At 71.3% G+C, this 25,035-nt stretch carries 17 protein-coding genes and 1 pseudogene; 4 read left to right on the top strand and 14 right to left on the bottom strand.

What is annotated here, in order from left to right; translation table 11 throughout:
• Nucleotides 1–207: 207 nt before the first annotated feature.
• Entirely contained in the window at nucleotides 208–1,344 is a 1,137-nt protein-coding gene (locus GR130_RS30565) for a CobW family GTP-binding protein (RefSeq protein WP_159507689.1), read from the bottom strand.
• A 687-nt stretch (nucleotides 1,345–2,031) separates the two neighbouring features.
• Between GR130_RS30565 and GR130_RS30570 the strand changes: the two genes are divergently transcribed.
• Nucleotides 2,032–3,042 (top strand): sucrase ferredoxin, encoded by a 1,011-nt coding sequence (locus tag GR130_RS30570; RefSeq protein ID WP_159507690.1) that lies wholly within the window; start codon nucleotides 2,032–2,034, stop codon nucleotides 3,040–3,042.
• An 819-nt stretch (nucleotides 3,043–3,861) separates the two neighbouring features.
• Here the strand turns inward: GR130_RS30570 and GR130_RS30575 are convergent.
• The 4 genes from GR130_RS30575 to GR130_RS30590 form a co-directional block, all read right to left on the bottom strand.
• The gene (locus GR130_RS30575) at nucleotides 3,862–4,548 is read right to left on the bottom strand and encodes a response regulator transcription factor (RefSeq protein WP_159507691.1); all 687 of its coding nucleotides are present in this window, start codon (nucleotides 4,546–4,548) and stop codon (nucleotides 3,862–3,864) included.
• Nucleotides 4,545–5,711 carry a sensor histidine kinase gene (locus tag GR130_RS30580; RefSeq protein WP_159507692.1) on the bottom strand — a complete coding sequence of 389 codons (1,167 nt, stop codon included), beginning with the start codon at nucleotides 5,709–5,711 and terminating at the stop codon, nucleotides 4,545–4,547. Before GR130_RS30580 ends, GR130_RS30575 begins: the two co-directional genes overlap by 4 nt.
• A gap of 31 nt (nucleotides 5,712–5,742) precedes the next feature.
• Nucleotides 5,743–6,231 carry a DUF1453 family protein gene (locus GR130_RS30585; RefSeq protein ID WP_159507693.1) on the bottom strand — a complete coding sequence of 163 codons (489 nt, stop codon included), beginning with the start codon at nucleotides 6,229–6,231 and terminating at the stop codon, nucleotides 5,743–5,745.
• Between the two features lie 158 nt (nucleotides 6,232–6,389).
• On the bottom strand, nucleotides 6,390–8,510 hold the full coding sequence (locus tag GR130_RS30590) for a DNA gyrase/topoisomerase IV subunit B (RefSeq protein ID WP_159507694.1): 2,121 nt from the start codon (nucleotides 8,508–8,510) through the stop codon (nucleotides 6,390–6,392).
• Nucleotides 8,511–8,956: 446 nt separating this feature from the next.
• Between GR130_RS30590 and GR130_RS30595 the strand changes: the two genes are divergently transcribed.
• On the top strand, nucleotides 8,957–9,187 hold the full coding sequence (locus tag GR130_RS30595) for a DUF7455 domain-containing protein (protein WP_003981845.1): 231 nt from the start codon (nucleotides 8,957–8,959) through the stop codon (nucleotides 9,185–9,187).
• Nucleotides 9,188–9,310: 123 nt separating this feature from the next.
• Here GR130_RS30595 and GR130_RS30600 read toward each other — a convergent pair whose 3' ends face one another.
• The 6 genes from GR130_RS30600 to GR130_RS30625 form a co-directional block, all read right to left on the bottom strand.
• A complete protein-coding gene (locus GR130_RS30600; protein WP_159507695.1) occupies nucleotides 9,311–10,120 on the bottom strand; it encodes a serine protease in 810 nt (269 codons plus the stop codon).
• 139 nt (nucleotides 10,121–10,259) lie between these two features.
• On the bottom strand, nucleotides 10,260–11,810 hold the full coding sequence (locus GR130_RS30605) for an RNA polymerase sigma factor (protein WP_268977944.1): 1,551 nt from the start codon (nucleotides 11,808–11,810) through the stop codon (nucleotides 10,260–10,262).
• Nucleotides 11,811–12,211: 401 nt separating this feature from the next.
• Entirely contained in the window at nucleotides 12,212–13,195 is a 984-nt protein-coding gene (locus tag GR130_RS30610) for a FadR/GntR family transcriptional regulator (RefSeq protein ID WP_159507697.1), read from the bottom strand.
• 849 nt (nucleotides 13,196–14,044) lie between these two features.
• Nucleotides 14,045–14,812, bottom strand: coding sequence for an NUDIX hydrolase (locus GR130_RS30615; RefSeq protein ID WP_043266495.1), 768 nt, complete (start codon nucleotides 14,810–14,812; stop codon nucleotides 14,045–14,047).
• A gap of 48 nt (nucleotides 14,813–14,860) precedes the next feature.
• Nucleotides 14,861–16,873, bottom strand: a complete 2,013-nt coding sequence (locus GR130_RS30620; protein WP_159510324.1) for a glycogen debranching N-terminal domain-containing protein — start codon at nucleotides 16,871–16,873, stop codon at nucleotides 14,861–14,863.
• A gap of 214 nt (nucleotides 16,874–17,087) precedes the next feature.
• On the bottom strand, nucleotides 17,088–18,710 hold the full coding sequence (locus GR130_RS30625) for a DUF4192 domain-containing protein (protein WP_159507698.1): 1,623 nt from the start codon (nucleotides 18,708–18,710) through the stop codon (nucleotides 17,088–17,090).
• Between the two features lie 125 nt (nucleotides 18,711–18,835).
• Here GR130_RS30625 and GR130_RS30630 point away from each other — a divergent pair, with 125 nt between their 5' ends.
• Both GR130_RS30630 and GR130_RS41075 read left to right on the top strand, forming a co-directional pair.
• Nucleotides 18,836–21,001: a RecQ family ATP-dependent DNA helicase gene (locus GR130_RS30630; protein WP_159507699.1), complete on the top strand. Its 2,166-nt coding sequence runs from the start codon at nucleotides 18,836–18,838 to the stop codon at nucleotides 20,999–21,001.
• A gap of 284 nt (nucleotides 21,002–21,285) precedes the next feature.
• A pseudogene (locus tag GR130_RS41075) lies at nucleotides 21,286–21,811 on the top strand (hypothetical protein); the annotation flags it as partial.
• A 590-nt stretch (nucleotides 21,812–22,401) separates the two neighbouring features.
• Here GR130_RS41075 and GR130_RS30640 read toward each other — a convergent pair.
• From GR130_RS30640 to GR130_RS30650, 3 genes are all read right to left on the bottom strand, one after another.
• Nucleotides 22,402–23,052, bottom strand: a complete 651-nt coding sequence (locus GR130_RS30640) for a hypothetical protein (protein ID WP_159507701.1) — start codon at nucleotides 23,050–23,052, stop codon at nucleotides 22,402–22,404.
• A 66-nt stretch (nucleotides 23,053–23,118) separates the two neighbouring features.
• The gene (locus GR130_RS30645; RefSeq protein ID WP_159507702.1) at nucleotides 23,119–23,820 is read right to left on the bottom strand and encodes a ribonuclease HII; all 702 of its coding nucleotides are present in this window, start codon (nucleotides 23,818–23,820) and stop codon (nucleotides 23,119–23,121) included.
• Between the two features lie 301 nt (nucleotides 23,821–24,121).
• Entirely contained in the window at nucleotides 24,122–25,030 is a 909-nt protein-coding gene (locus GR130_RS30650) for an ADP-ribosylglycohydrolase family protein (RefSeq protein WP_159507703.1), read from the bottom strand.
• Nucleotides 25,031–25,035: the final 5 nt, after the last annotated feature.

Below are 25,035 nucleotides of genomic sequence, written 5' to 3' on the forward strand. Positions count from 1 at the left end.
GGGTGCGCCGGCGCAGCGTAAGCGGGTGCCGAGCCGTGAGGTGGCTGGGGTTGGGGCAGCTGGTCGCCATTGCAGCGGTGGCCACCGTTGATTCGTGATGGCTGTTGCCGGCGTTCGCCCCGCCCCCTCCCACGACGTCAATCCACGACACAGGAAGGAACCCCTCCCCGTGGGCCGCTCATCGCGTCAAGGGGCTTGCCTCGGCGCTCACTCCTCCTGCGAAGCCACGAACCGCAACACGCCCCACATGCTGTTCACGTCAGCATCCGAAGGGGCGGCCTGCCGGCAGTTCTCCAGTTCCTTGCGCAACGCGTGAGCATCGATGCCACTCCCGATCATCACCAGTTGGGTGCACGGCTCCTCGCCCTTCGGCCACGGCGAGGGATAGAAGCGCAGGAAGTCACCGACCGCGTGCAGCGTGAACTTCTGACGGTTCTCCGGGACATCGAAGTACACGAAGCCTTTGATGCGGTACAGGCCGGCAGGGCGACTGTCGAGGAAATCCATCAGTCGCCGCGGATGCATCGGCTCGTCCGAGGTGAACTCCACGCTCTGGTACGCGGCATGAAGATGCCCCACATGCTCATGGCAGTCGTTGTGACAGCCCTGATGGCCGTGCTCATGCCCCTCGTGTGGCCCGTACTCGACGCCGTCCTCGGTTCCGTACCCCGGCTCCCCATTAGCGGCGGCTTCGCGCAACACATCCTCGAAGGTCAGCTGCCGTACGACTGCGTCACGGTCCTCCCCTGCTCCCCTGTCGAAGAACAGCTCCGGATCGATCCGCCCGTACGCCGTGCAGAGCACTGGACGTCCGGGAGCAAGATCCGCCAGCGTGTCCAGGAGCTCCTGACGCGCCGCATCCCCGATCCGGTCGGCCTTGTTGAGCACCACGAGATCCGCGATGCCCACGTGTCGGTCCAGTTCGGGATGCCGGACCCGGGTCTCCGCGAACTCGGCGGCGTCGACGACCTCGATCAGTCCGCCATAAACGATCCGGTCGTTGTCACTGGCCAGGATCATCCGGATGAGTTCCTGCGGCTCGGCCAGGCCACTGGCTTCGATGACGATCACGTCGATACGGGCGGCAGGGCGGGCCAGCCGCTCCAGATAGGTGTCCAGCTCGCTGGTGTCGACGGCACAGCACAGACAGCCGTTGCCGAGCGACACCATCGAATCCACCTGCCCTGCGACGGTCATCGCATCGATCTCGATGCTGCCGAAGTCATTGACGATCGCACCGATACGGGTGCCGTCGCCGGCGCGGAGCAGGTGGTTGAGGAGCGTCGTCTTACCCGACCCCAGAAACCCCGCGAGCACGACGACCGGGATCTGCTGCGTGGCCAAGGGGGTGCCTCCATAGTGCGGGTGGCGTGCCGCCCGAACCGGCGGCGAACGAGCTGTCGATCGTAACGGACTGCCTACGGGACAGCCCCCGAGCCGCGTCTGCCAACGAGCAGCGCCTATGACCTCAGCGGGCCCCGTACCACCGCAGGCATTCGCATGCCGCCGTCGCCAGGCGGGCCCTCCCCGGTATCGGCAAATGAAGTCGCCATGCCATGCCACGGCAATCCCACACCGGACCCAGATCCGAGACGCTGAGCCGTGTGCCGTCTCATGCGGCGGCTGCGGAACGTCTCGCGCTACGCTGCGGCAAAGCTCACCACTCGGGCCACGCAGCTCCACGCCGCGTACACACGCAGCGCTCACCAGAACGTCGCCCCAACGCCCTCACGCCGGGCCGCACACCCACATTGCTCGTACGGTTCCGGGAAACACTCACCGGACTTACCACGGCGCTGTGCCCGGTCTGACGGCCCGCGCAGCGCTCAGTCACACGTTCCGACGACCCGTCCGTGACCTCGTCGGAGCCGGCCTTCGTCGCCGTGACGTCCCGGAACGTCGCCGCAGCGCGCGACTTCCCTGCCCGACACCGCCGTACCGCAAGCATGACCAACCGCCGCCACTCGTGGTGGCCTCCTCCCTCACCCTCCCAGGATCCGAGGTCAGACACTCCGAGTTAGGCTCACCTTTGTGAGCACCTGCGCTACCGCTTCCCGTGAATCGGCCGAACCCGTCGCCGGGACGGCAGCCACAGCCCTCACCTGGCTGCTCATCGAGCAGACCGGACCGTGGGGAGCCAAGGCGCTGACGGACAGCCACCTCGACCCGCACGTCGGCCGGGCCCTGGACGCCGCGGCAGAGGGGACAGGCGTACGCGTCGCCCTGATCCGCCGGCCGGGACGGCACGCCGACTGCCACGGTGTCCCCCGGCGTCGGCTGTTCCTCGCACACACCGCTCCGGGCCGTTCCTGGATCCGCACCACCACCGTCTCCGACCCGCGGACGGCTCTTGGGCTGGACTTCGCCTCCTTGGGCGCGGGCGAGCATGGTGGCCTCTGGGAGCCGTACACCGGAGATCCTGTGGTTCTTGTATGCACGAACGGCAAGAGGGATCGCTGCTGCGCCATCCTCGGCCGCCCGTTGGCCACCGAGCTCGCCGCCAGTAGTTCTGCGACCTGGGAAGTCACCCACATCGGCGGACATCGCTTCAGCCCCACGCTTTTCGTCCTGCCCTACGGCTACGCCTACGGACGAGCCTCGGCTCAGTTGGTCAAGGACGTCGTGGAAGCGGCGCGTCACGGCCGAGTCGGGCTCGACCACTGCCGCGGCCGCTCGACGTGGGACCGGCCGGCTCAGGCCGCTGACCTTGCGGTCCGCGAGCTGATCCGGGAGCAGCGGGCGGACGCACTCGACGTCGTACGGACCGACGCGGTGCGGCCCGAAGCGCGGTGGCGCGATGGGTCGGCGTCGGGTGACGGGGCGGTTCCGGTGGCTTCCCCCTCCTGGATTGTCACCGTCACGCATTCCGACGGCCGCACCTGGCACGTTGTCGTCGATCAGCGGACCGACGGTGCTCCGGCGCCCGCCAGCTGTGGTGCGCCTCTCGGCCCACCGACGCGGATGGCGGTCACGTCCATCACCGCCACCCCGGACGCCTGTACCCCTGGACGCCCCTTCTCGCCCGGCCCACCGCTCTCCTGAAGCCGGACGCGTCCTCTGCTCCCCGAGTTCGCTCGTGCACCTGCAGCGCTGTTTCCTATCTGGCTGCTTTTCGCCTGCCACAGCCCGAGCCAGCACTGCGCCTGCCGCCAGACCCAACGTCGCGGCAAGCCTCCAGCCGAGCATCGGTCTCACAGCAGGCAGTACAGCAGTCCGACGCCTACCGTCCCCCGCTGCCGCGCGCCAGGCACCGGCGCCACCCCCCGTCACCCACATACCGACTCCCCTCCGCGCGCCTCACCGCGCGCTTCCCCAGCTTCTCGGGCCTCAGACACCTGACCCAGCCACCTGCCGCGTGGCACTCGCGCACTCGTCACCGAGTTCGCCGCACCCTGCCGGAGCGCCGCTCAGCCACACCCGCCAGCCGGAATGAGGCGGGCCGTCCAGCCCCGAACTTCACTTTGCGAGGCTACGCGCACACAATCCGCAACCGCCGAACCTGTGGATAACTCCACACCACGCCTGAATTCCTACCGACGCTCCGCAACTGCCCGTCGTACGCGTACGCCCCGGTCGGCGGCCGGTACCCACCACACGCGCGCCGAAAGGCCGCCGTAGCCTGCCCCGCATCCCACTGCCGCCATCCGGTACGGGAAAGCGAGTCCGCGATAGCCGACCGCGCTACCCGCCCCGGATTAGTGGTGTGGCAACTCAGCTGATTCGTTGATCGAGAGCCTCTCCACACACCCAACTCTCCAGATCCACTGTCCCGTTGGCCATCCGGGTAACAGCGGATCGTTCACATGGGCAGAACGAAAGGAATGGCCCGAGACTCTTCGATCAGGGGCCCTCGCCGCGTCATCAGGTTGCAGCCGACCCTGGCGGCTCCGCGAGACCATGCCGGTACGCATAGTGGATCGCTTGGGCGCGGTCCCGTAGACCCGCCTTTGCGAAGAGGTTGTTGATATGCGTCTTCACCGTCGCAGTGGAGACATGCAACGTGCGCGCGATCTCTGGGTTTGATTGTCCCTCGGCCACGAGCCGTAGCACCTCCACCTCCCTGGCAGTCAGTCCGTCCGGGGACTCGTCCGGCGGCGCCGGCAGACTGCGCACGGGCTCGGCGAAGCGCTCCAGGAGGCGGCGCTGGATCTTCGGTGACAGGCCGGCCTCGCCCGACAGCACGTCTTCGATGGCGCGGACGATCTCATCGCCGTCGGCGTCCTTGGTGAGGTAGCCACGGGCGCCGGCCTGCAAGGCGGGGAAGAGCGAGTCGTCGTCGGCGTACGTGGTGAGCACCACGACCTGGGTGCCGGGATGGTCCATACGGATCCTGCGGGTCGCCTCGACACCGTCGCAACGCGGCATCCGCAAGTCCATCAGCACGACGTCGGGGGCGAGTTCGGCGACCATACGGACGGCCTCCTCACCGTCCGCGGCCGATCCGACGACCTCAACACCGGGCAACAGCCCCAGCAGCATCACGATTCCCTCGCGTACCACTGTCTGGTCATCGGCCACGACGACGCGCGCCACCGTGCGTGCCGTCATGCGGGCACCCACAACCGCACCACGAAACCCTCCTCATCGGGGCCGGACTCCAGCGTTCCACCGAGGAGTTCAGCGCGCTCCCCCATCCCGAGAAGACCGTACCCGGAACCGCTCCTCGCGAGCTCACCGGGCTTACCGCGCCCTCCCGAATTGCGCACCACCAGTCCTACGTGGCTCTCGGCGTACTCCAGTTGCACAGTCACCCTGGCACCTGGTGCGTGCTTGCGCACGTTCGTGAGCGCTTCCTGCGCGACCCTGCGGACCGCGAGCCCCGCCTCCGCCGGTAGCGTGCGCTGTTCGCCCAAGACGTCCAACTGCGCGCCCTCAGCGGCCGTCAGACGGCTCAGGAAGTCTTCGACCGAGACCATCTCGCCGCGCAGCGCGGAAAGAGCCTCACGGGTGCCGTCCAGCCCTTCTCGCGCCATCCCTCGGCATGCCACCACCCGCTCCAGGAGTTGCTCGCGGTCCGATTCCAGGTCGGTGCTGCGCTGGATCATCAGCCGAGCCGCCTCCAGGTGCACCAGCTGGGCGCTGAGGCTGTGGGCGAGGACGTCATGGATCTCACGCGCGATCCGCCCCCGTTCGGCAAGCGCCGCTGTTTCGGCCTCGGCCTTACGGGCCGCCCGTTCCTGCGCCAGCAGACGCTGGGCATTGCCGCGGGCCTCGGCGTCCAGCCGCACGACGTAGCCGGCGAGACCCAACCCTCCTGTGGTCACAGCAGTCGTCAGCCAGTCGCCCGCGTTGACCACCGCGAACGCACCCAGTGCGACGGATGAGCACGGCACGGCGACGCTCAGCGGCAGGCGCTCCATGGCCGTGATGGCGCAGGCGCACCACAGGACGATCGCCGGCATCCGGGCATCGGCCAGGTAGAAGCCGAATGCCGCGGCCTCCAGCACTGCGAACAGCCCGATAGAGGGCCACAGCCGACGCACGCGCGTCATTCGGAGGAAGTACCAGAACATGACGAAGGTCATGGCGATGGCGGCACACGCCGCAACCAGGCCCCAGCCGCTGAAGGTCCCTCCTACCAGGGTGGTCCACAGCAGGCCCGCCACCACCAGGACGCGCACGGAGCGGCCGATCCACAACCGCGCCTCGCTGAGGCCCTCACGGGAGAGCGCCTCCCGCAGGGGCCAACTGGTCCAGGGCTTCGGCGGCACGTACGGTCCTTTCGGTGCGCGGCGCGGAGTGTCAGCCCGCGACAGGGACACGGTACGTCTGCTGCACGGCCTGGGCGCGCCAGGTGGTGACGCCGGCACGGGCGAGCAGCATGGCTGCTACGGACAGCAGTGTGGCCTGGCTCCCCTGGTGGACGCCCAGGACCGCAGCGATGCCCATGAGGCCGAAGCGCAGTGCCATACCGCACAGCCACACACCGGCCGCCGCCCAGGTCCCCTTGGTCCAGACCGCACCGTCCGCGTCGGTCCAGATACGCGTGGTCCAGGCCCATGCCGCACCGCTGGCCACCCCGAGCAGAAGGGTCACCGCCAGCAGGACGGCGGACGCTGCATGGTGCGCGGGGTCCAGGAGGCCGGGTTGCCGCAGCGCCATGACGCACAGGATGACGGGCATCAGCCACCACTTCTTGCCTTCCGAGGTGATGCGCTGCGCCGTGAACTGCCGGGCGAACACGATGACGACAACCGCGATCATCACAACGATGTTGAGCCAGCCGCTCATGTCCTGAAGCCTCCGTGGACGGGGAATTTCGACGTTCCCGACGCTACGGAGAGCACCCCACCGCCCGGATCGGAGCCAGGGTGGGGCGCGGGTGGAAAAGGCGGCGGGCGCCCGTCCACCCGTGGGTGGAGAGGCGCCCGTGCGGAGCCGCGGTCGGCTCAGGTGTCGATGCGCGAACGGTCCAGAGTGGACGCGGAGTTGGTGATGAACTCCTTGCGAGGAGCGACTTCGTTGCCCATGAGGAGGTCGAATGCCTTCTCCGCCGCTTCGAGATCACTGATGTTGATCCGGCGCAGGGTGCGGTACCGCGGATCCATGGTGGTCTCGGCGAGTTGGTCGGCGTCCATCTCACCCAGCCCCTTGTAGCGCTGAATGCTGTCCTTGTAGCGGACCTTCTTGCGCTGGAGCTCCAGCAGCGTCTGACGGAGTTCGTTGTCCGAGTAGGTGTAGATGTACTTCTCCTGGCCCTTCTTGGGGGTGATGAGCTCGACGCGGTGCAGCGGCGGGACGGCGGAGAAGACCCGGCCCTGCTCGACCATCGGCCGCATGTAGCGCTGGAAGAGCGTCAGCAGCAGGCAGCGGATATGGGCACCGTCGACATCGGCGTCGGCGAGGAAGATGACCTTGCCGTAGCGGGCGGTGTCGATGTCGAAGGTGCGGCCGGATCCGGCCCCTATGACCTGGATGATGGCGCCGCACTCGGCGTTCTTGAGCATGTCCGAGACCGACGACTTCTGGACGTTCAGGATCTTGCCGCGGATCGGCAGCAGCGCCTGGAACTCCGAATTCCGTGCCAGCTTCGCCGTACCCAGCGCCGAGTCGCCCTCGACGATGAACAGTTCGCTGCGGTCGACGTCGTCGCTGCGACAGTCCGCCAGCTTGGCCGGCAGGGAGGAGGACTCCAGCGCCGTCTTCCGCCGCTGGGCCTCCTTGTGCTGGCGGGCGGCGATGCGCGTACGGGCCGCGGCGACGACCTTGTCCAGTACGGAACGCGCCTGCTGCTTGGCATCACGCTTCGTGGACGTCAGGAACGCCTTGAGTTCCCTGCTGACCACCTGGGCGACGATCCGGGACGCGGCGGAGGTACCCAGCACCTCCTTGGTCTGCCCTTCGAACTGCGGCTCCGCGAGCCGCACCGTGACGACCGCGGTGAGGCCCTCCATCGCGTCGTCCTTGACGACGTCGTCCTCGGCGACGCGCAGCAGCTTGGCGGACCGCAGCACCTCATTGACGGTCTTGGTCACCGCGCGCTCGAAGCCCGAGACATGGGTGCCGCCCTTGGGGGTGGCGATGATGTTGACGAAGGACTTGATCGTCGAGTCGTAGCCGGTCCCCCACCGGAGGGCGATGTCGACGCCCAGTTCGCGGGTGACTTCGGTAGGTGTCATGTGACCGCGCTCGTCAAGGACCGGCACCGTCTCCTTGAAGGTGCCCTGGCCGGTCAGCCGCAGGACGTCGCACACGGCCTTGTCCTGCGCCAGGTACTCGCAGAACTCGCTGATGCCGCCGTCGTAGCGGAACGTCTCCTCCGACTTGCCGGCGCCGTCGATACCGCGCTCGTCACGGACGACGATGGTCAACCCCGGTACGAGGAAAGCGGTCTGCCGGGCGCGGGCGTAAAGCGTCTCCAGGGAGAGCTTGGCGTCCTTGAGGAAGATCTGCCGGTCGGCCCAGTAGCGCACCCGGGTGCCGGTCTTCGTCTTGGGGACCCGCTTGCCCTTGATGAGACCGTTGCCGGGGTCGAACGGGGCGTCCGGCCCGGATTCCGTGAAGATGCCGGGGACGCCGCGCCGGAAGCTGATGGAGTGCGTCTTGCTGCTGCGGTCCACCTCGACGTCCAGCCGCGCGGAGAGCGCGTTGACGACCGAGGCGCCGACGCCGTGCAGGCCGCCGGAGGCGGCGTACGAGCCGCCGCCGAACTTTCCGCCGGCGTGCAGCTTGGTCATCACGACCTCGACGCCGCTGAGCCCCGTCTTGGGCTCGACGTCCACAGGGATGCCGCGGCCGTTGTCCTGGACCTCCACCGACCCGTCGTCGTGGAGGACCACCTCGATGTGGTCGCAGTAGCCGCCCAGCGCCTCGTCAACGGAGTTGTCGATGATCTCCCAGAGGCAGTGCATCAGGCCACGGCTGTCCGTGGAACCGATGTACATACCGGGGCGCTTGCGGACGGCTTCCAGGCCCTCAAGGACGAGCAGATGCCGCGCGGTGTAGTTGGAACCGTCCCGGTCTGCCCCGGTCAGCACTGCGGTGGACGGCACGGACATCTCGGCGGTCACGCGGTTCGCTCCTCGCTGAATTTCTGACAGTCCGCATTCCGCGGACTCGGTTGTGGCGGTGTCGCCGGTGAGAGGGTACCGAGGCCCAGTAGAGCCGATGTGACGCCACCCGTGAGCATGACCATGGTAGTAGAATTTCGCTCACGCGTTCGATCGCTCGATGGGGTGACGTCCGAGTGACGTGCACATCACGTTCCCTTCGAGGCATGAACCATTTAGGCTCCGGGCACGTCCTCATCAACAACCGGCAAGCCAGCCGGGAGGGCAGACCTCCAGTAACCAACGTGAATCAGACCACCACGCAATACGGCTCATTCGCCGCCACCCGGCAGCACCCGGCCACCTCGGAAATATTTTTTCGAGGAAAAGGCACGAGCGGGAACGTTTTCGGCCTGGTTGGATGTTGACCCTGGTACGACAGCTCGTCGAGCTAGAGAAGAGGCGACGTGACTACTGTTCTGACACCCGCGAGCCCGCTGACGGCCGCTGACCGCTGCGACCGCTGCGGCGCCCAGGCATACCTGCGCGTCGTCCTGATGTCCGGCGGAGAACTGCTCTTCTGCGCCCACCACGGTCGCAAGTTCGAGCCAGAACTCAAGAAGATCGCCGCGGAAATACAGGACGAGACGGAGCGGCTGACCGCTTCTCCGGCGTCCGCGTCCGACGAGGAACGCTGACACATCGCATCCACGACGAGCGAGTAGCGGCCCAGGGCCGTGCGGCGGGCGGTTTTCCCGGCATCACCGGGGAGGCCGCCCGCACTCGTGGGCCGCGGTATCTCTGATGATCCTCGGCGGCGCTCAACCCGCCCCGTGCTCACGCACCGCCGGGAGGAGCGCGGAAGCGCGCGTGTAGACACCGGGGCTGCCCGCCTGCCCGCAGCCGGTCCCCCACGACACCAGCCCCACCAGGCGCCCGTGCACCACCAGCGGCCCCCCGCTGTCCCCCTGGCAGGCGTCCCGCCCGCCCTTCGGCGCCCCCGCGCACATCATCGACGCGGCCTTGTACGTCCCGTCCGCGCTCCCCGGGTAGGCCTTCGCACAGACCGAGTCACGCAGCACGTTCACGCGGGCCGACCGCAGCTGCGACGCATAGCTGCCCTCTCCGGTCGTATCGCCCCATCCGTAGACCGTCGCCGCGCTGCCCGGCCGGTAGGCGCCGTCGTCCTCGCCGGCTATTCGAATCGGGCGGTTCCGGACCCGCTCCTGCAGCGTCAGGACCGCCATGTCGCCCTCGTTGGTCCAGCTGTTGTAGCGCGGATTGACCCACACATTGGCGACCTGGACCTCCTGACCACCGCCGTCAGTGAGGTTGTCGCGTCCGACAACGACTCGTAGATCGCGCACCTCTTTCCAGGGGAGTCCCAGTACCTCCTTGCCCAGACAGTGCGCGGCCGTCACCACCGTCGCGTGCCCGACCAGCACGCCGCCACAGAACTGCCCGGAGCGCTGGGTCCCGAACCGCTTATGTGACGCCAGGGCCACCGCCCACGGGCTGCTGGAAGGCCGTACGGGCTTGCCGCCTATCACCACCCCGTCCGCAGCGGCCGAGGTCGGCACGGCGAGTATCAGCGCGAGGGCTCCGAAGGCGGCGGGTACGGAGGGACGCATACGGACTCCTGACTCTGGGACAGTGGTCGCCCACCCAGAGTGACCCAAACGGCCGCGCCCCGCACCCGGACGGCCGCGAGCCCGGCCCGTCCACCGAGGTGGGAGGGCCGGGCTCGCGGCGCGAACGGGGCCGGTTCGGTTAGTCGAGGTAGTCGCGCAACACCTGGGAACGCGACGGGTGACGCAGCTTCGACATCGTCTTGGACTCGATCTGACGGATCCGCTCACGCGTGACGCCGTAGACCTTGCCGATCTCGTCCAGCGTCTTGGGCTGGCCGTCCGTGAGGCCGAAGCGCATGGACACCACGCCGGCCTCGCGCTCGGAGAGGGTGTCCAGCACGGAGTGCAGCTGCTCCTGCAGGAGCGTGAAGCTGACCGCGTCGGCCGGGACGACGGCCTCGGAGTCCTCGATGAGGTCACCGAACTCGCTGTCGCCGTCCTCGCCCAGCGGGGTGTGCAGCGAGATCGGCTCGCGGCCGTACTTCTGGACCTCGATGACCTTCTCGGGGGTCATGTCGAGCTCCTTGGCCAGCTCCTCCGGGGTGGGCTCGCGGCCCAGGTCCTGGAGCATCTGGCGCTGGACGCGCGCGAGCTTGTTGATGACCTCGACCATGTGGACGGGGATACGGATCGTACGGGCCTGGTCGGCCATGGCGCGGGTGATCGCCTGGCGGATCCACCACGTCGCGTACGTCGAGAACTTGTAACCCTTGGTGTAGTCGAACTTCTCGACCGCGCGGATCAGGCCGAGGTTGCCCTCCTGGATCAGGTCCAGGAAGAGCATGCCGCGGCCGGTGTACCGCTTGGCCAGGGAGACGACCAGTCGGAGGTTGGCCTCCAGGAGGTGGTTCTTCGCCCGGCGGCCGTCCTCGGCGATGATCTCCAGCTCGCGCTTGAGCTTCGGCGCGAGCTTGTCGCTGTTCGCGAGCTTGTCCTCGGCGAACAGACCGGCCTCGATGCGCTTGGCGAGTTCGACCTCCTGCTCGGCATTGAGGAGCGGGACCTTACCGATCTGCTTGAGGTAGTCCTTGACCGGGTCGGCGGTGGCACCGGCCGCGGCGACCTGCTGCGCGGGGGCGTCGTCCTCGTCGTCGTCGGACAGCACGAAGCCGGCGCTCTCGGCACCTTCGGCGGCCTCGGGAGCGTCGCCCTTGCCGGGCGCCGCCGTCTCCTCGGCCACGTCGTCGTCGAGCAGCTCGTCGACGTCCTTCTTGGACGCCGTCTTCTTGGCCGTGGCCTTCTTGGCCGTGGTCTTCTTCGCGACCGCCTTCTTGGCGGCCGTCTTCTTCGCCGCCGCCTTCTTAGCAGGCACGGACTCGGACTCACCCGCCGGCGGGTCCGCCAAGGGGGCGGGGGCAGCGGCGGTGGCCTTCTTCACCGTGGCCGTCTTCGCGGCCACGGTCTTGGTGGCGGTGCGCTTTGCGGGACTCTTCGCTGCGACGCTCTTGCGGGTGCGCTTGGGCGCCTCTGCGGCACTGACCATCAGCGTCACACCCTCCTCGTCGAGGATCTGGTTGAGGCTGCGCAGAACGTTCTTCCACTGGGTTGGCGGAATCTGGTCAGCCTCGAAGGCCCGACGCACGTCATCGCCGGCGATCTGCCCATCTGCCTTTCCCCGCTCGATGAGCGCCATCACAGACTCGGACTCGGCGATCTCCGGCGGGAGCGTACGGGATGTGCTGGCCGACACGAACAACCTCTCGGAACGATGGAAACGGCTTCCGACCCCGTCCATACGGATCGGAGCCGACGACCGCCGGTGGGGATGGACCGACGGCGCAGGGGCAACCGGGGAGTTGAACAGCGTCACGAACGCCGCTCGTATTCCCTCCTCGGCTATCACCTCTTAAGTCATCGCGCTTCCCCGGAGAGCGTTACGCCCAATCTGCGTGGCCCGAGTCACACCCCATAACGACCCATTCCCAGTCATATGACATGCAACCCTCTCAAGGTCTGCCCGCCGGATCCGGACGACGCCCCGGATCCGGCGATCTTGCGCTCCTTCGGTACGCACGGCACACCCTCCATCGGGGCATGCGGGGCACGAGGCCGCGCGGGGCTTACGGTCCGCACGTGGTCAGGTACGGCCCTTCAGTGCTCGCGGGGCGCGGGGACGACATGGTCCACGGGCGTCCCGGTGCCCTGCGCGCCGGACTCACCATGCGCGGCGAGGAGCTGGCGCATCGCGGATTCGGCAGCCGTGGCGTCGCCGGAACCGATCGCGTCGACGACCCGCATGTGCTGGCCCACGGACGTCTCGACCGGCCGCTCGCAGCCGCCTCCGGATCCGCCGGAGACGTGGAGGGCGGAGGTGACGATGCCCGAGAGGTGCTCAAGCATCCGGTTGCCGGCGAGCTGGAGGAGCAGGGTGTGGAACTCGACGTCGGCGCGGGTGAAGGTCATGGTGTCGCCCTGGGCGGCGGAGTGGCCCATGATCTCGACCATGTCGGCGAGCCGCTGCTGGATGTCCTCGCGGCCGTGCCCGGCGGCGAGCCGGGCGGCGAGCGGCTCGATCGTCCAGCGCAGCTCGCACAGCTCGCGCCGCTGGTCGTCGCGCTGCGGTCCGTAGGCCCGCCACTCGATGATGTCGGGGTCGAGGAGGTTCCAGTCGCTGACCGGGCGCACCCGGGTGCCTACGTTGGGGCGCGCGCTGACCAGCCCCTTGGCCTCCAGGACACGCAGCGACTCGCGGACGACGGTGCGGGAGACCTCGAAGCGCTGGCCGATCTCCTCGGGGACGAGTGGGCGGTCGGCGCCGAGATCGCCGGAGACGATCATCTGGCCGAGCTGTTGCACGAGTTGGCCGTGGAGGCCGCGGCCACGGCTGCCGGCCGCGCGGCGGCCGACCCGGCCGATGTCTGCTTCGGAGCCTTCCCAGACCGGCGAAACGCGCTCTGCGCGCTCCTGGCCGGTCGCGTTGGCGGCGTTGGCGTAGGAGTAGCGGTCAAGCTCGCCGGGGCCTGCGAGGCCGGTGTCGCCGGGGCGAGCCGCGGTCATCATGGTGTGCGCAAGGGTACTCACGCATCCTTTGTCGGCGACACCCTGAACGGCCTTGAGGTCTTTGGTGAAAAGCACACGAAAGGGTGATCGCCCGTTATCTCGCAATTGACGCTTTATCGGAAAGAAATGCGCTTTCGGCGGCGAGTTGTGGACAGTGGGTGCAACAACGGAGCCCGGAAACGGGCGTCTTGGCCGGTCGGCGTCCCCCGGCCCGTTAGCACGGTGAACACATAAGCGCAGACCAGGGCGGACGGCGGCAACGCGGGTGCACCGCCCGAGGGTTGGGCGCACATCGCGTCGCCATCGATACGCCTTGGTCGAATCCGGAAGGCCGGCGAACCGCCGCCGGCAGGCCCGCGGACCGGGCACTCCGGCTGGGGCTCGGGCCGACGGGTTGGGCATGACGCGTGCGCCCGCGGCCGACGCCGGATGGGCGTGGCGAGTTCGGCCGTCCACCGCATCACCGACCGTGGTCATGCGCCGGTGACCGGTCCGTCGCGTACGCGGCCGGCTTCGGGCGCGAGGCAACCAGTGGGGCGTACAGACCACTCGGGGATGCGGTCGGACACGTGCCGGGCGAACTGCAAGCGAGTGGTGGCTTCGTGGGCGATGCCTCGTGCGTAGTGATGCGTGGTGGTGGGACCAGGGGGGTGCAAGGCGTCGCTTTACCAGCGTGCACCCAAGTTCACTGTGGAGCAGAGGAGTTGGCGGAGCGCAAGCTGTGACCACTGGGGGTGCCGAGGCGGTGGAGTCACCTCGTCCGGTGACTTCGCGAGCGGCACGTTGACCCACGGGGTGACGCCGCGGACAGCATCTGCGGCCGGTGCGACCGGGCGGGTGGCGGCCGGCGCGTGCCTCGTGAGGTGCGGGTCGGCCGGGAAGCCGATGTGGTGGCGCGAGGCCCGAGGGGGGCGCGGCGGTTAGTCAGACCTCGGGGCGAAGCATCGGGGGGTTGAGGAGGGTCGCGCCGCCAGCGCGGAACAACTGCGCGGGGCGTCCGCCCTGACGGGTCGTGGTGCCGCCGGTGGGGACCAGGAAGCCGGGGGTGCCGGTGACCTTGCGGTGGAAGTTGCGGGGGTCGAGGGCGACGCCCCAGACCGCCTCGTAGACCCGACGGAGTTCGCCGACGGTGAATTCCTGCGGGCAGAAGGCCGTGGCGAGGGAGGAGTATTCGATCTTCGAGCGGGCGCGTTCCACGCCGTCGGCGAGGATCCGCGCGTGGTCGAAGGCGAGCGGGGTCGTCAGCTCGCCGTCGCGGGCGTGCGCGCTTCCTTCGTGCTCCAGGAGGGTGTCCACCGGCGCCCAGCGGGCGCTGTGGGCGTCGCCGCCGGCTCTGGGAGCGGGCAGGTCGGGAGCCAGCACCAGGTGCGCGACGCTGACGACGCGCATCCGGGGGTCGCGCTTGGGGTCACCGTAGGTGGCGAGCTGTTCGAGGTGCGCGCCGTACGCGGGCGGCGGGCCGGCCTCCGGGTGGGCGTGCAGGCCGGTCTCCTCGGCGAGTTCCCGGGCAGCCGCGTCCTCAAGATCCTCGTCGGCGCGGACGAACCCGCCGGGCAGGGCCCAGCGGCCCTGGAACGGCGGCTCACCGCGGCGTACCGCCAGCGCGCACAGGGCGTGGCGGCGCACGGTGAGCACGACCAGGTCGACGGTGACAGCAAAGGGCGGGAAGGCCGACGGGTCGTAGGGAGGCATGACGTGATCATAGTCGTCCGCCTGACGATAAACAGGTCATGCGGCCCTTCACGACCTCAGTTGCAGGCCGTCCGCCGCCGCCTCGACCATTCCCATCCCCAGCCGGCTGATCCGTACGGCGAAGGGCTGCTCGGCGATGGTGAGACCCGTGAGCTGCATCGCGCCGAGCGGGGTGGTGCCGAGCGGGCGGACGGCCACCGTTCCCGAGGGGACATCGGGGCGCAGGCCCGCGAGGGCGACAAGCATCTGGACCGCCCCGGCCGCAGCGACGGAGGCGGGGCGGCAGGCCGCCGGGTGCGGGACGGGCGCGCCGTCGGCGGTGCGCTGGTCGCCCGCGTACATCTCCGGGAGGCGGTGGCTGAAGCTCTCCGCGGCGTCGAGAACGCCCCTGGTCAGGGCGCCGGCCGCGGCTTCGTGGCCGGCCGCGGCGAGTCCGGCGGCGGCGATGGCCGTTTCCTGCACGCGGACGGCGCCGCTCCGGTGGCCGAACGGGTTGTAGCCGGTCTCCTTGGCGCCGAGTCCGCGCAGGCCCCAGCCGGAATCCATGGCCGGGCCGCGCAGCAGTCGGGCCAGCTGATCGGTCTGTGCCGCGTCCAGGAGGCCGAGGGCGAGGGTGCCGCCGCCGAGCAGGCCGGTGTCGAGGAGATGGGCGGCGGTGGAGCCGAGGTGCGGCACCGGCGGCCTGCCGTCGCCGGTGAGCAGGGCGGCGGGACGGCCGCCGGCGCGGTCCTCCAGCCAGAAGTCGGTCCGGAAGCGGGTGCGCAGGTCGGCCGCCCAGTCGCGGAGTGCGGCGGCACCGGAGGAGCCGCAGGCGTCGAGGAGGTCGGCGCCCAGGAGCGCGGCACGGTGGGCGTGGGCCTGTGTCTCGCAGCGGTAGGGGCCGTCGGGCGCCGGATCGGGGAGGTAGCCGCCGCGGCCTCCGCCCGGTGGGTCGGTGGCCGTGCGCAGCCACTGGAGGCAGCGTTCGGCGGCGGGCAGCAGCCGTTCGGTCTCCGGATCGGGGAGGCCCCAGCGGCGGGCCTCCGCAAGGACCGCCGGGAAGAGGAGGGTGGCTTCGATACCCGTGCAGCTCGGCGGAGCGTGCGGCCCGGCGTCTCGCAGAGGGCCGGGAATTCGGCCGAAATCCGCTCCTGGGGTGGCTTGTTGAGTACGGGCGAGGGTGCGCAGGGTGCTCGCGGCGAGCCGGGTGCCGAGAGGGAGCAGCATCCGGGCGGTCCAGAGGGCCTCGGCCGGGGCGAGGCCGCAGCGCCAGGGGAACCCCCCGGCCACGTAGACGTCCGTGGGCATGGCCGGGTCGCGCATCAGCAGGCCGCGCAGATCGTCGAGGCTGCCTGCCATGAGGGCGTCGGCGCGGTGGTCGTCGCACTCCAGGCGCGCGGCCGACCAGGGGTGTGGCGGACGATCACCGCGCATCCGGGGGCCGGCGGGGGCGGGGCGCGGGGCGGGAATACGGGGTTGGCCGGGGCGCGCGTAGGCGGCCGGGTGGGCGCGGCTCCGAGGGCTGCCCGTGTTGTATTCGAGGCGGGCGTGCAGTTCGACCGTGCGCCGGCCGCCCGGTGGCAGCTCCAGGTCCCAGCGCAGCAGGCCCGCCGAGGCCAGGGCGTCCTGGGGTGTGGGCGTCGCGGAGACCACGGCGTGCGCGCCGGTCCCGGACCAGCGGAGCCCGGAGCCGTGGACCGCGGCGCGGAGTTCGGCGCCGGGAAAGCCGACGGCGACGGCTCCGAGCTCTGCGAGGTCGGTGCCGAGCCGGATTTCGACCGGCAGCCGGACGGGCCGGCCGGCGCTGCTGTGGAAGGTGATCCGTTCGGTGCCGTCGGCGGACCGGATCCGCTCCATCCGGATCTCCGGGTCCGGCCCGCGCTCGCCCGTTCTGCGGACCACACCGATGAACCGGGCGCGGTCCGCGGCGACCAACCGGCCCTGGACGACGAGCGGTTCGCCGCCCGCGGCCCGCACTTCGCAGCGGGAGAGGATCCGCCGGCCGTCCCGGTAGTAGCCCTCCAGGCCCTCGCCGGTGAGCTGCCCCGAGGGGGGCGACACGGCGAGGGACGGCAGGGCCACGCAGATGAGCGAGGAGTGGACGGGCTGCGGTTGGGGCGGCCGGGGCGGCGCGGTGCGCCGTTCTCCGGCGGGCGGGTGGGTCGGCTGGGTGGTGGGGACGATCCCTGGCACGCTCTGCGCTCCCTGGTGAGGTCGGGGCTCCGTACGGCCTGCGCCATATAGGTGAACGTTCCGGCCGGCGCCCAGGTCACGCCGGCCAGACCGCGACCGCCTCTCACCGCCGGCTCCGGTCGCCGTCCCGGCCGGTCCGGCGCTTGCCGGCGGCGCCGGTCGTACGGGTGCCGGGACCGGTGCCGCCGCGTGGCCCGCGCGGGCGGTCGGCGGCACCGGGGCGCGGCGGTCCGGGCCGCTTCGCGGGCCGCTGCGGTTCCTCCGGGACGGCCGCCGGTCCGTCGGCGGCGCCCTCCGCCTCCCTCCGCTGCTCGCGCAGGCAGCGGCGCAGCGGCTCGGGATCCAGGCCGTCGTTGATCGCGCGGTGCAGCATCTGCGCGAAGACATAGCCGGGGTCGACGGTGAGGGCGCGGGTGAGAGCGACGCGTGCGGACGGGTCGTCGGCGGTGGACCAGCAGACCCAGCCGGCCAGGGTCAGCGGCGCCGCCGCGTGCTCGACGTAGCCGCCGGCGCAGCGGCGGGCGAGGGCACGCCAGAGCCGGAGGGCCGGGGCGGCCTCGGGGCCGTCCATCCATTCCGCGGCCCGGTCGCGGGTGCCGCGGTCCTGGAGGCCGAGGACGAGATCGGCGGCTTCACGGTCGGTGATCAGCGCGTCGTCGCAGGCGTCCCTGGCGCGGTTGCTGCCGGTGGGGGTGTCCTGGCGGAAGCGGCGGATCATCGCGTGCGCCAGATCGAGGGTTTCGCGCCGGACGGCGGGTGCGCCGTCCGGCCGGAGCATCCGGGGCATGAGCGTCGCCGCCGCGGCGTCCAGGGCCTGCTCCTGGTCGGCGGCACGCGGTCCGGTGCGGGGTGCCAGCCGGGCTTCCATCTCCTTGAGTGAGCCGCGCACCTGCATTCCCGCGTAGGCGGCGGCTGCGGCCATCACGGACGTACCGGGCAGGTAGAGGGGTGTCCCCTCGGCGGGGCAGCAGCGGAAGTCGGAGCAACAGTAGGACCAGAAGCGGCCGTTGGAGAGGCAGAGGGCTTCGAGGACCGGTACGTCCTGTGCGCCGCAGGCGGTGCGGAGGCGTTGGGCGAGGGGGCGGAGGCGGTCCCTGACGTCCTTGCCGCTCTCTCCCTGTGACGGTTCCTGGCACAGGAAGACGAGGATGCCCACGGGGCGGGTGGCGCGGTCCCGGGCGCCGGTGATGAGGCAGTCGGCGAGCTGGTCGCAGACGTCGGGCCATTGGGTGGTGTCGGTCGGGATGCCGAGCCTGAGCCGTCCGCCGAAGCGGGCGCGCTCGCCGTGCAGCGCGACCATCACGATGCTGTCGTCCGGATAGAAACCCATGAGATACGGCAGTGCGTCGGCGAGTTCGGCGGGGCCGCGCAAAGTGACCGGGGGTTCCTTGGCCGTCTCCTCGGACGCGGTGGCGTCGCGCGGCCGGGAGTCGGCCTGGGAACCGGCGGGGGCGGAGGACGGGCGGGAGGCGGTGGGATCGGCCGGGGCGTAGGCGCTGCAGGAGAGGGAGGGGGCGGACGGGTCGGGCTCGATGAAAGGGGTCGCGGGGGTGGCAGCGGCGGTGGGATCGGCGACCCGTGTGGGGTCGGCGGAGACGGGTGGGCCGGGCGGAGCGCCGGGGGCCGGGGGCTCGGGCGGGCCCGCGGGGGCTGCGGAGGGCGGGCTCGCGGAGGCGGGTGAGGGGTTGTCGGTGCCGGGCTTGCGCGGTTCGCTGTGCGGATTCATGGCTCGAAGATCGCGCAGGTCGCCGCGGTTCCGCGACCCCTGTGGATAACTCGCGGGTGGGGTGGTTGTCCACAGGTTCGGGCGGGGGTTCGCGCGTTGTCGGTGGCATCGGGTTGCATGGGGGCATGAGCAACGAAGACCTGCGTGCCGCAGCCGATGCCGTCCTGAGCCGCCTCGTCGGGGATCCCGGTGGCGACGCCCGGCTGCGCGAGGATCAGTGGCGGGCGATCGAGGCGCTGGTCGCCGACCACCGCCGCGCCCTGGTCGTGCAGCGCACGGGCTGGGGGAAGTCCGCGGTCTACTTCGTCGCGACGGCGCTGCTGCGCGAGCGGGGCAGCGGTCCGACCGTGATCGTCTCTCCGCTGCTCGCACTGATGCGAAACCAGGTCGAGGCGGCGGCGCGGGCCGGGATCCGCGCGCGCACGATCAACTCCGCCAACACCGAGGAGTGGGACACCGTCCAGGCCGAGGTGGCGGCCGGCGAGGTGGATGTGCTGCTGGTGAGCCCCGAGCGGCTCAACAACCCCGATTTCCGCGATCAGGTGCTGCCCAAGCTCGCGGCGGCCACCGGCCTTCTGGTGGTGGACGAGGCGCACTGCATCTCCGACTGGGGCCATGACTTTCGGCCGGACTACCGGCGGCTGCGCACGATGCTCGCCGACCTCCCGCCCGGTGTGCCCGTGCTCGCCACGACGGCCACCGCGAACGCCCGGGTGACGGCCGACGTCGCCGAGCAGCTGGGGACGGGAGAGGGAACCGGCGAGGCGCTGGTGCTGCGCGGCACGCTGGACCGGGAGAGCCTGAGCCTGGGCGTGCTGCCACTGCCGGACGCGGCGCACCGCCTCGCCTGGCTCGCGGACCATCTGCATGAACTGCCGGGCTCCGGGATCATCTACACGCTCACGGTCGCCGCCGCCGAGGAGGTCACGGCGTTCCTGCGCCACCGGGGGCACACGGTCTCCTCGTACACCGGCAAGACGGAGAACGCGGACCGCCAGCAGGCCGAGGACGACCTGCTCGCCAACCGGGTCAAGGCGCTGGTGGCGACCTCGGCCCTGGGGATGGGCTTCGACAAACCCGACCTGGGGTTCGTGGTGCACCTGGGGTCGCCGTCGTCGCCCATCGCGTACTACCAGCAGGTGGGCCGCGCCGGGCGCGGGGTCGAGCATGCCGAGGTGCTGCTGCTGCCCGGCCGGGAAGACGAGGCGATCTGGAAGTACTTCGCTTCGCTGGCGTTCCCCCCGGAGGAGCAGGTGCGTCGGACGCTGGACGTGCTGGCGGCGGCCGGCCGGCCGGTGTCGCTGCCCGCGCTGGAGCCGCAGGTCGAACTGCGCCGCTCCCGGCTGGAGATCATGCTCAAGGTGCTCGACGTGGATGGTGCCGTCCAGCGTGTCAAGGGCGGCTGGACGTCCACGGGGCGGCCGTGGTCGTACGACGCCGAGCGCTACGCGTGGGTGGCGCGGCAGCGGGAGACCGAGCAGCAGGCGATGCGGGAGTACGCGGCGACGACCGGCTGCCGGATGGAGTTTCTGCGGCGGCAGCTGGACGACGAGGCGGCGGCCCCGTGCGGCCGGTGCGACAACTGCGCGGGGGCGCGGTTCGGCAGCGAGGTGTCCGCCGCGTCGCTGGACGCGGCCCGCGGCGAACTGGGGCGCCCTGGTGTGGAGGTGGAGCCGCGGCGGATGTGGCCCACGGGTCTGCCGGCTGTCGGCATCGACCTCAAGGGCCGTATCCCGGCCGGTGAACTGGCCGCCGCCGGACGGGCGTTGGGGCGGCTTTCGGACATCGGGTGGGGCAACCGCCTGCGGCCGATGCTCACACCGCAGGCCCCCGACGGTCCGGTGCCCGACGATGTGTCGGCGGCGGTGGTCACGGTCCTCGCCGACTGGGCCAAGGGCCCCGGGGGCTGGGCCTCGGGCGCGGCGGGCGCACCGGCCCGCCCGGTGGGCGTCGTCTGCCTCGGTTCGCGCAGCCGCCCGCAGCTGATCCGGTCGCTGGCCGAGCGGATCGCCTCGGTGGGCCGGATGCCGTTCCTGGGCACCGTGGGGTCGCCGGACGACGGTCCGGACGGCAGGATTCCGCGCAGCAACAGCGCCCAGCGGCTGCGGGCGCTGCACAGCTCGCTGAGTGTGCCGCCGGAGCTCGCCCGGGCGCTGGCGTCGGCCGGCGGACCGGTGCTCCTGGTGGACGACTACGCCGACACCGGCTGGACGCTGGCGGTTGCCGCCCGGCTGCTGCGCAGAGCGGGGGCCGGGGACGTGTTTCCGCTGGTTCTGGCCGTGCAGGGCTAGCCCTGCACGGACCGGTGGGCCCGTCGGTGAACGGATGGGGGCCTGGAGAGAAGGAAGGGAGGCGGCGGGTATCAGAGGCGGGTGCGGCGGGCAGGGATACGGGCGGCGGACCGGTTCATTCCGGCCGCGCGGGGGAATTGCTCGTTGCCGCATGCCTGTACGAACCGCGAGAATTGAAGTGGCTCCCCGTATCCGGCCGTTCGCGGTGCGGATGGGCCTTGTCGCGGTGCGCTCGCGTGCCGGGCCACCACCCGAAGCGCGGACGCGTCGACGAAGGGAGGACGATGACCTTCGGATTCGCCCAGCCCCCGTATGTGTCCCGGCCCCCGTCCACCGATTCCGCCGCCCGGCTGGGGCGGATGCTGGAGCCCGCGGAGTGGGCCTCGGCCGGAATTCCGCTGCTGCGCAATCCTCGTGAGGTGGTCGCCGGTCTGCACGCACGGCACCTCCCGGGGCTCGCCACGGCCGTTGTGGCGGTGCTCGACCCCCAGGAGCGGGTCATCGCCAGCGCGTCGTTCACCCAGCCCGCGGTAGCTCCCGACGGCTGGGAGTTCCGCAATGCGCTGTTGACGCAGCTGCGCCGGATCATCCCGCACGACCTGCGGCTGCGTGTCCCGGTGCGGACGGCGGTGCTGCTCTACTGCCGTGCGGGCGAGCCTCGTTGGACGGAGGCGGACGGTGCGTGGATGTGGGGGTTGCGCGATGCCTGCACCCTGCACGGGCTCCGTTGCGGGGCCTACATCACGCTCACGCGGGACCGCTGGCAGGTGCTGGGCGAGGGGCGGGGCGGACGGCGCCCGCGGGGGTCCGCCGCGCAGAAGCCCTGGAGCGATCCGGACGGGGCGCGGATGAGCGCGCGGGGCGCTACGGCAAGCGCGGCCGACGGCGCCGACGGCACGGTAGTGCGCCATACCGAACCGGACGCACCTGGTGGCGAGCCGTTGCCGGGGCCTGAGGCGGCGCCGCACACGGAGCCGCGGCGCACGGCACCGCCCGGTACGGCGGCAGCCCGTACGCAATCGCCCCGTATGGCGGCACCGTTGACGGACGCACCGCCTGCGCCCCCCGGGGCCGTCGCACCCCCGATGGAGACGCCGGGTGCGCCGGAGGCGCTGCCCGCCGCCAGGCTTCGGCCGCCCGGCACGGCCGACGCGTCGCCGCAGCGCACCACCCCTCAGGCGCCTACCGTGCCGCTGCCCGAGCAGCCGCGCAGCGGTGGCCGCGGGGCGCCGCGCCGGGCCGGAGGCGGCCCGGCCGGGGCGCACCGGCACACGGCGGCGCGCTGACCGGCGCGGCCCGGCAGCCGCGGATTCCCGGCGCGCGCCTGCCTGACGCATCCGGGCAGGCGAACGAGCCCGACCGGCCTGTGGGGCCGGCGGGCTGCGTCGAACCCGCGGCGATCAGGCGTTCGCGCCGAGAGCGGTGTTGATCCGCTGCGGGTCACCGCAGACGATCAGCAGCGTTCCGGCACGGGCCATCGCGGCGGGCAGCACCCGTGCAGCGGTCTCGTCCGTACCACCGTTGACGGCGACGACCACCACGGGCCGCCCGGAGGCGCGTTCGGCGGAGGCGTCCGCGTAGAACACGTCGTCCGCGGCGTCGTGTTGGGCCCAGTAGGACGCCTCACCGAAGGACAGTTCGTGGGCCGCCCACGGGTGGTTCTCGCCGGTGGTCAGCACCAGGATCTCGCCCGGTGCGCGCCCGGAGTCCAGGAGCAGGTCGACGGCCTCGTCCGCGGCGTCGACGGCGCCCCCGGCGGGCGCCGGGATCAGCTGGAGCTGCGGTCCCGTGGCGGTATCGGTCGTGACTGCGGGGGGCTGCGGCGAGCCGGTGCGCTGCGCCGGCGGAGCGGCGACAGGCCCACGCGGCGGGGCAGCGGGTCCGGGCTTACCCGGACGGGCACTGGACGCCGGAGCGCCACGCGGCGGGGCGGGGCGGGGACCGGGACCAGGGACAGGACGGGGGGTCGGCGCGGTGCGGCCGGCGGCCGGAGTAGCGCGGGGACCCGGGACACTCTCGTGAATCTGAGGCTCCTCGGGGATGAGAGGCATAAAAGGATGTCTATCAAACGTAAGTGCGGGACACGTCAGTGGGTACCGAATTCTTGCCCGCACCGCTCAGAAGTCGAAGCCGAGTTGGCCACCGGCTTCCAGAGCGGCTGCTTCGGGGGTGATGCGCACCTTCTTCAGATGCCGCCACCGGGGCAGTGCGTCCATGTAGGACCACGACAGTCGGTGGTGCGGCGTGGGACCGTACTCCTCCAGGGCGATGCGATGGGTCGGCGAGGGATAGCCGGCGTTGGCCGCGAAGTCGAAGTCGGCGTATTCCAGGCCCAGTTCGGCCATCAGCGCGTCCCGCCGCACCTTGGCGATCACGGACGCGGCGGCGACCGCGATACAGGACTGGTCGCCCTTGATGACCGTGCGCACCCGCCACGGCGCACCCAGGTAGTCGTGCTTGCCGTCGAGGATGATCGCGTCCGGTCGGACCGGCAGCGCCTCCAGGGCGCGTACGGCGGCGAGCCGCAGCGCCGCGGTCATCCCCAGGGCGTCGATCTCCTCCGGTGAGGAGTGCCCCAGGGCGTACGAGGTGACCCAGTCGGTGAGCACCTCGCTGAGTTCGGTGCGGCGCTTGTGGGTCAGCAGCTTGGAATCGGTGAGTCCGTCCGGCGCCCGGCGCAGTCCGGTGACGGCCGCGCAGACGCTGACCGGACCGGCCCACGCTCCGCGCCCGACCTCGTCGATCCCTGCGACGATCTTGGCGCCCGTCTTGGCGCGCAGTGATCGCTCGACGGTATGGGTGGGAGGCTCGTACGGCATGGCGCCAGCCAGGTTACGCCTATTCGGCCCAGTCGTCCGCACCGGATCCCGACCTGATGGCGGTCGGTTGCGGCGGGGGCGCGGACGGGGCGGCTCCGCGCACTTACCGGCGGGTATACGCGGCGGGCGCGGACGGCGCGGCGCAGGCGCCGGTACGGGCGCGGGCAGGCGCCCGCGCCGGGGTGAAGTCGCCCTTCCACGGGGGCTGTTGGCGGCGTGGGCGGGCGTGCGCGGACGGGTGGTGGCCATGGTCGCGGGCAGGCGGTGCGGGCGCGCCGGGGCGCCGTCCCGCGGGGTGCGGTCAGGCGGCGGAGCCGGGCGCCCAGGACGGGAGGGGTTCGGTGCCGTCGCGCCATGCCTGGGGCGGGGCGCCGCCGGGGGCCGCCGCGATGATGCCGCCGACGATGGCGCAGGTGGTGTCGACGTCGCCGCCGGCCCGGACGGTGGTCCAGAACCCCTTCTCGTAGTCGCCGAGGTTCCGTGCCGCGGCCCAGAGGGTGAAGGGCACGGTGTCATGGGCACTGGTCCGGCGGCCACAACCCAGGACGGCGGCGACGGTGCCGGGGTCGGCGTAGTCGAGCATGTCGCGGGCCCGGCGCAGGCCGGCTTGTACAGCGCTGCGCGGGATCAGGGCGAGGACACCGTCGAGCAGTTCACCGGGGCCGAGGGCGCGCGCCGGGTCGGCGACCAGGGCTGCCGCGGCGGCCACGGCCATCGCGCCGACGACGGCCTCGCGGTGCTGGTGGGTGGTGTAGGCGGAGATCTCCGCCTGGTGGGTGGCCTGCTCCGGGTCGTCGGCGTACCAGGCACCGAGGGGGGCGATGCGCATGGCGGCGCCGTTGCCCCAGGAGCCGCGGCCGTTGAAGAGGCCGGACGCCAGCTCGCGCCAGTCCTCGCCCTCGCGGATCAGCCGGAGCATGCGGTCGACGGCCCGGCCGTAGTTGCGGTCGACGTCGTGGTGGTCGGCGAAGGAGCGGGCCAGCGCATCCTGGTCGATGCGGTGGTGGGTGGCGAGCACGGCCAGGACGGAGCAGGCCATCTCGGTGTCGTCGGTCCACCGCCAGGGGGCGGGGGGCAGCTCGCGGTGCTTGAGGGCGGGGTAGTGGGCGGGGACGAAGAACTGCGATCCGAGGGCGTCACCCACGGCGAGTCCGCGCAGGCTCGCCAGAGCCCGCGCCCAGCGGTCGGCGTCACGACGGTCGGCGGTCATCGGTG

Origin of the sequence: Streptomyces sp. GS7 (assembly GCF_009834125.1) — a bacterium.
In the GTDB taxonomy this organism is placed as follows: domain Bacteria; phylum Actinomycetota; class Actinomycetes; order Streptomycetales; family Streptomycetaceae; genus Streptomyces.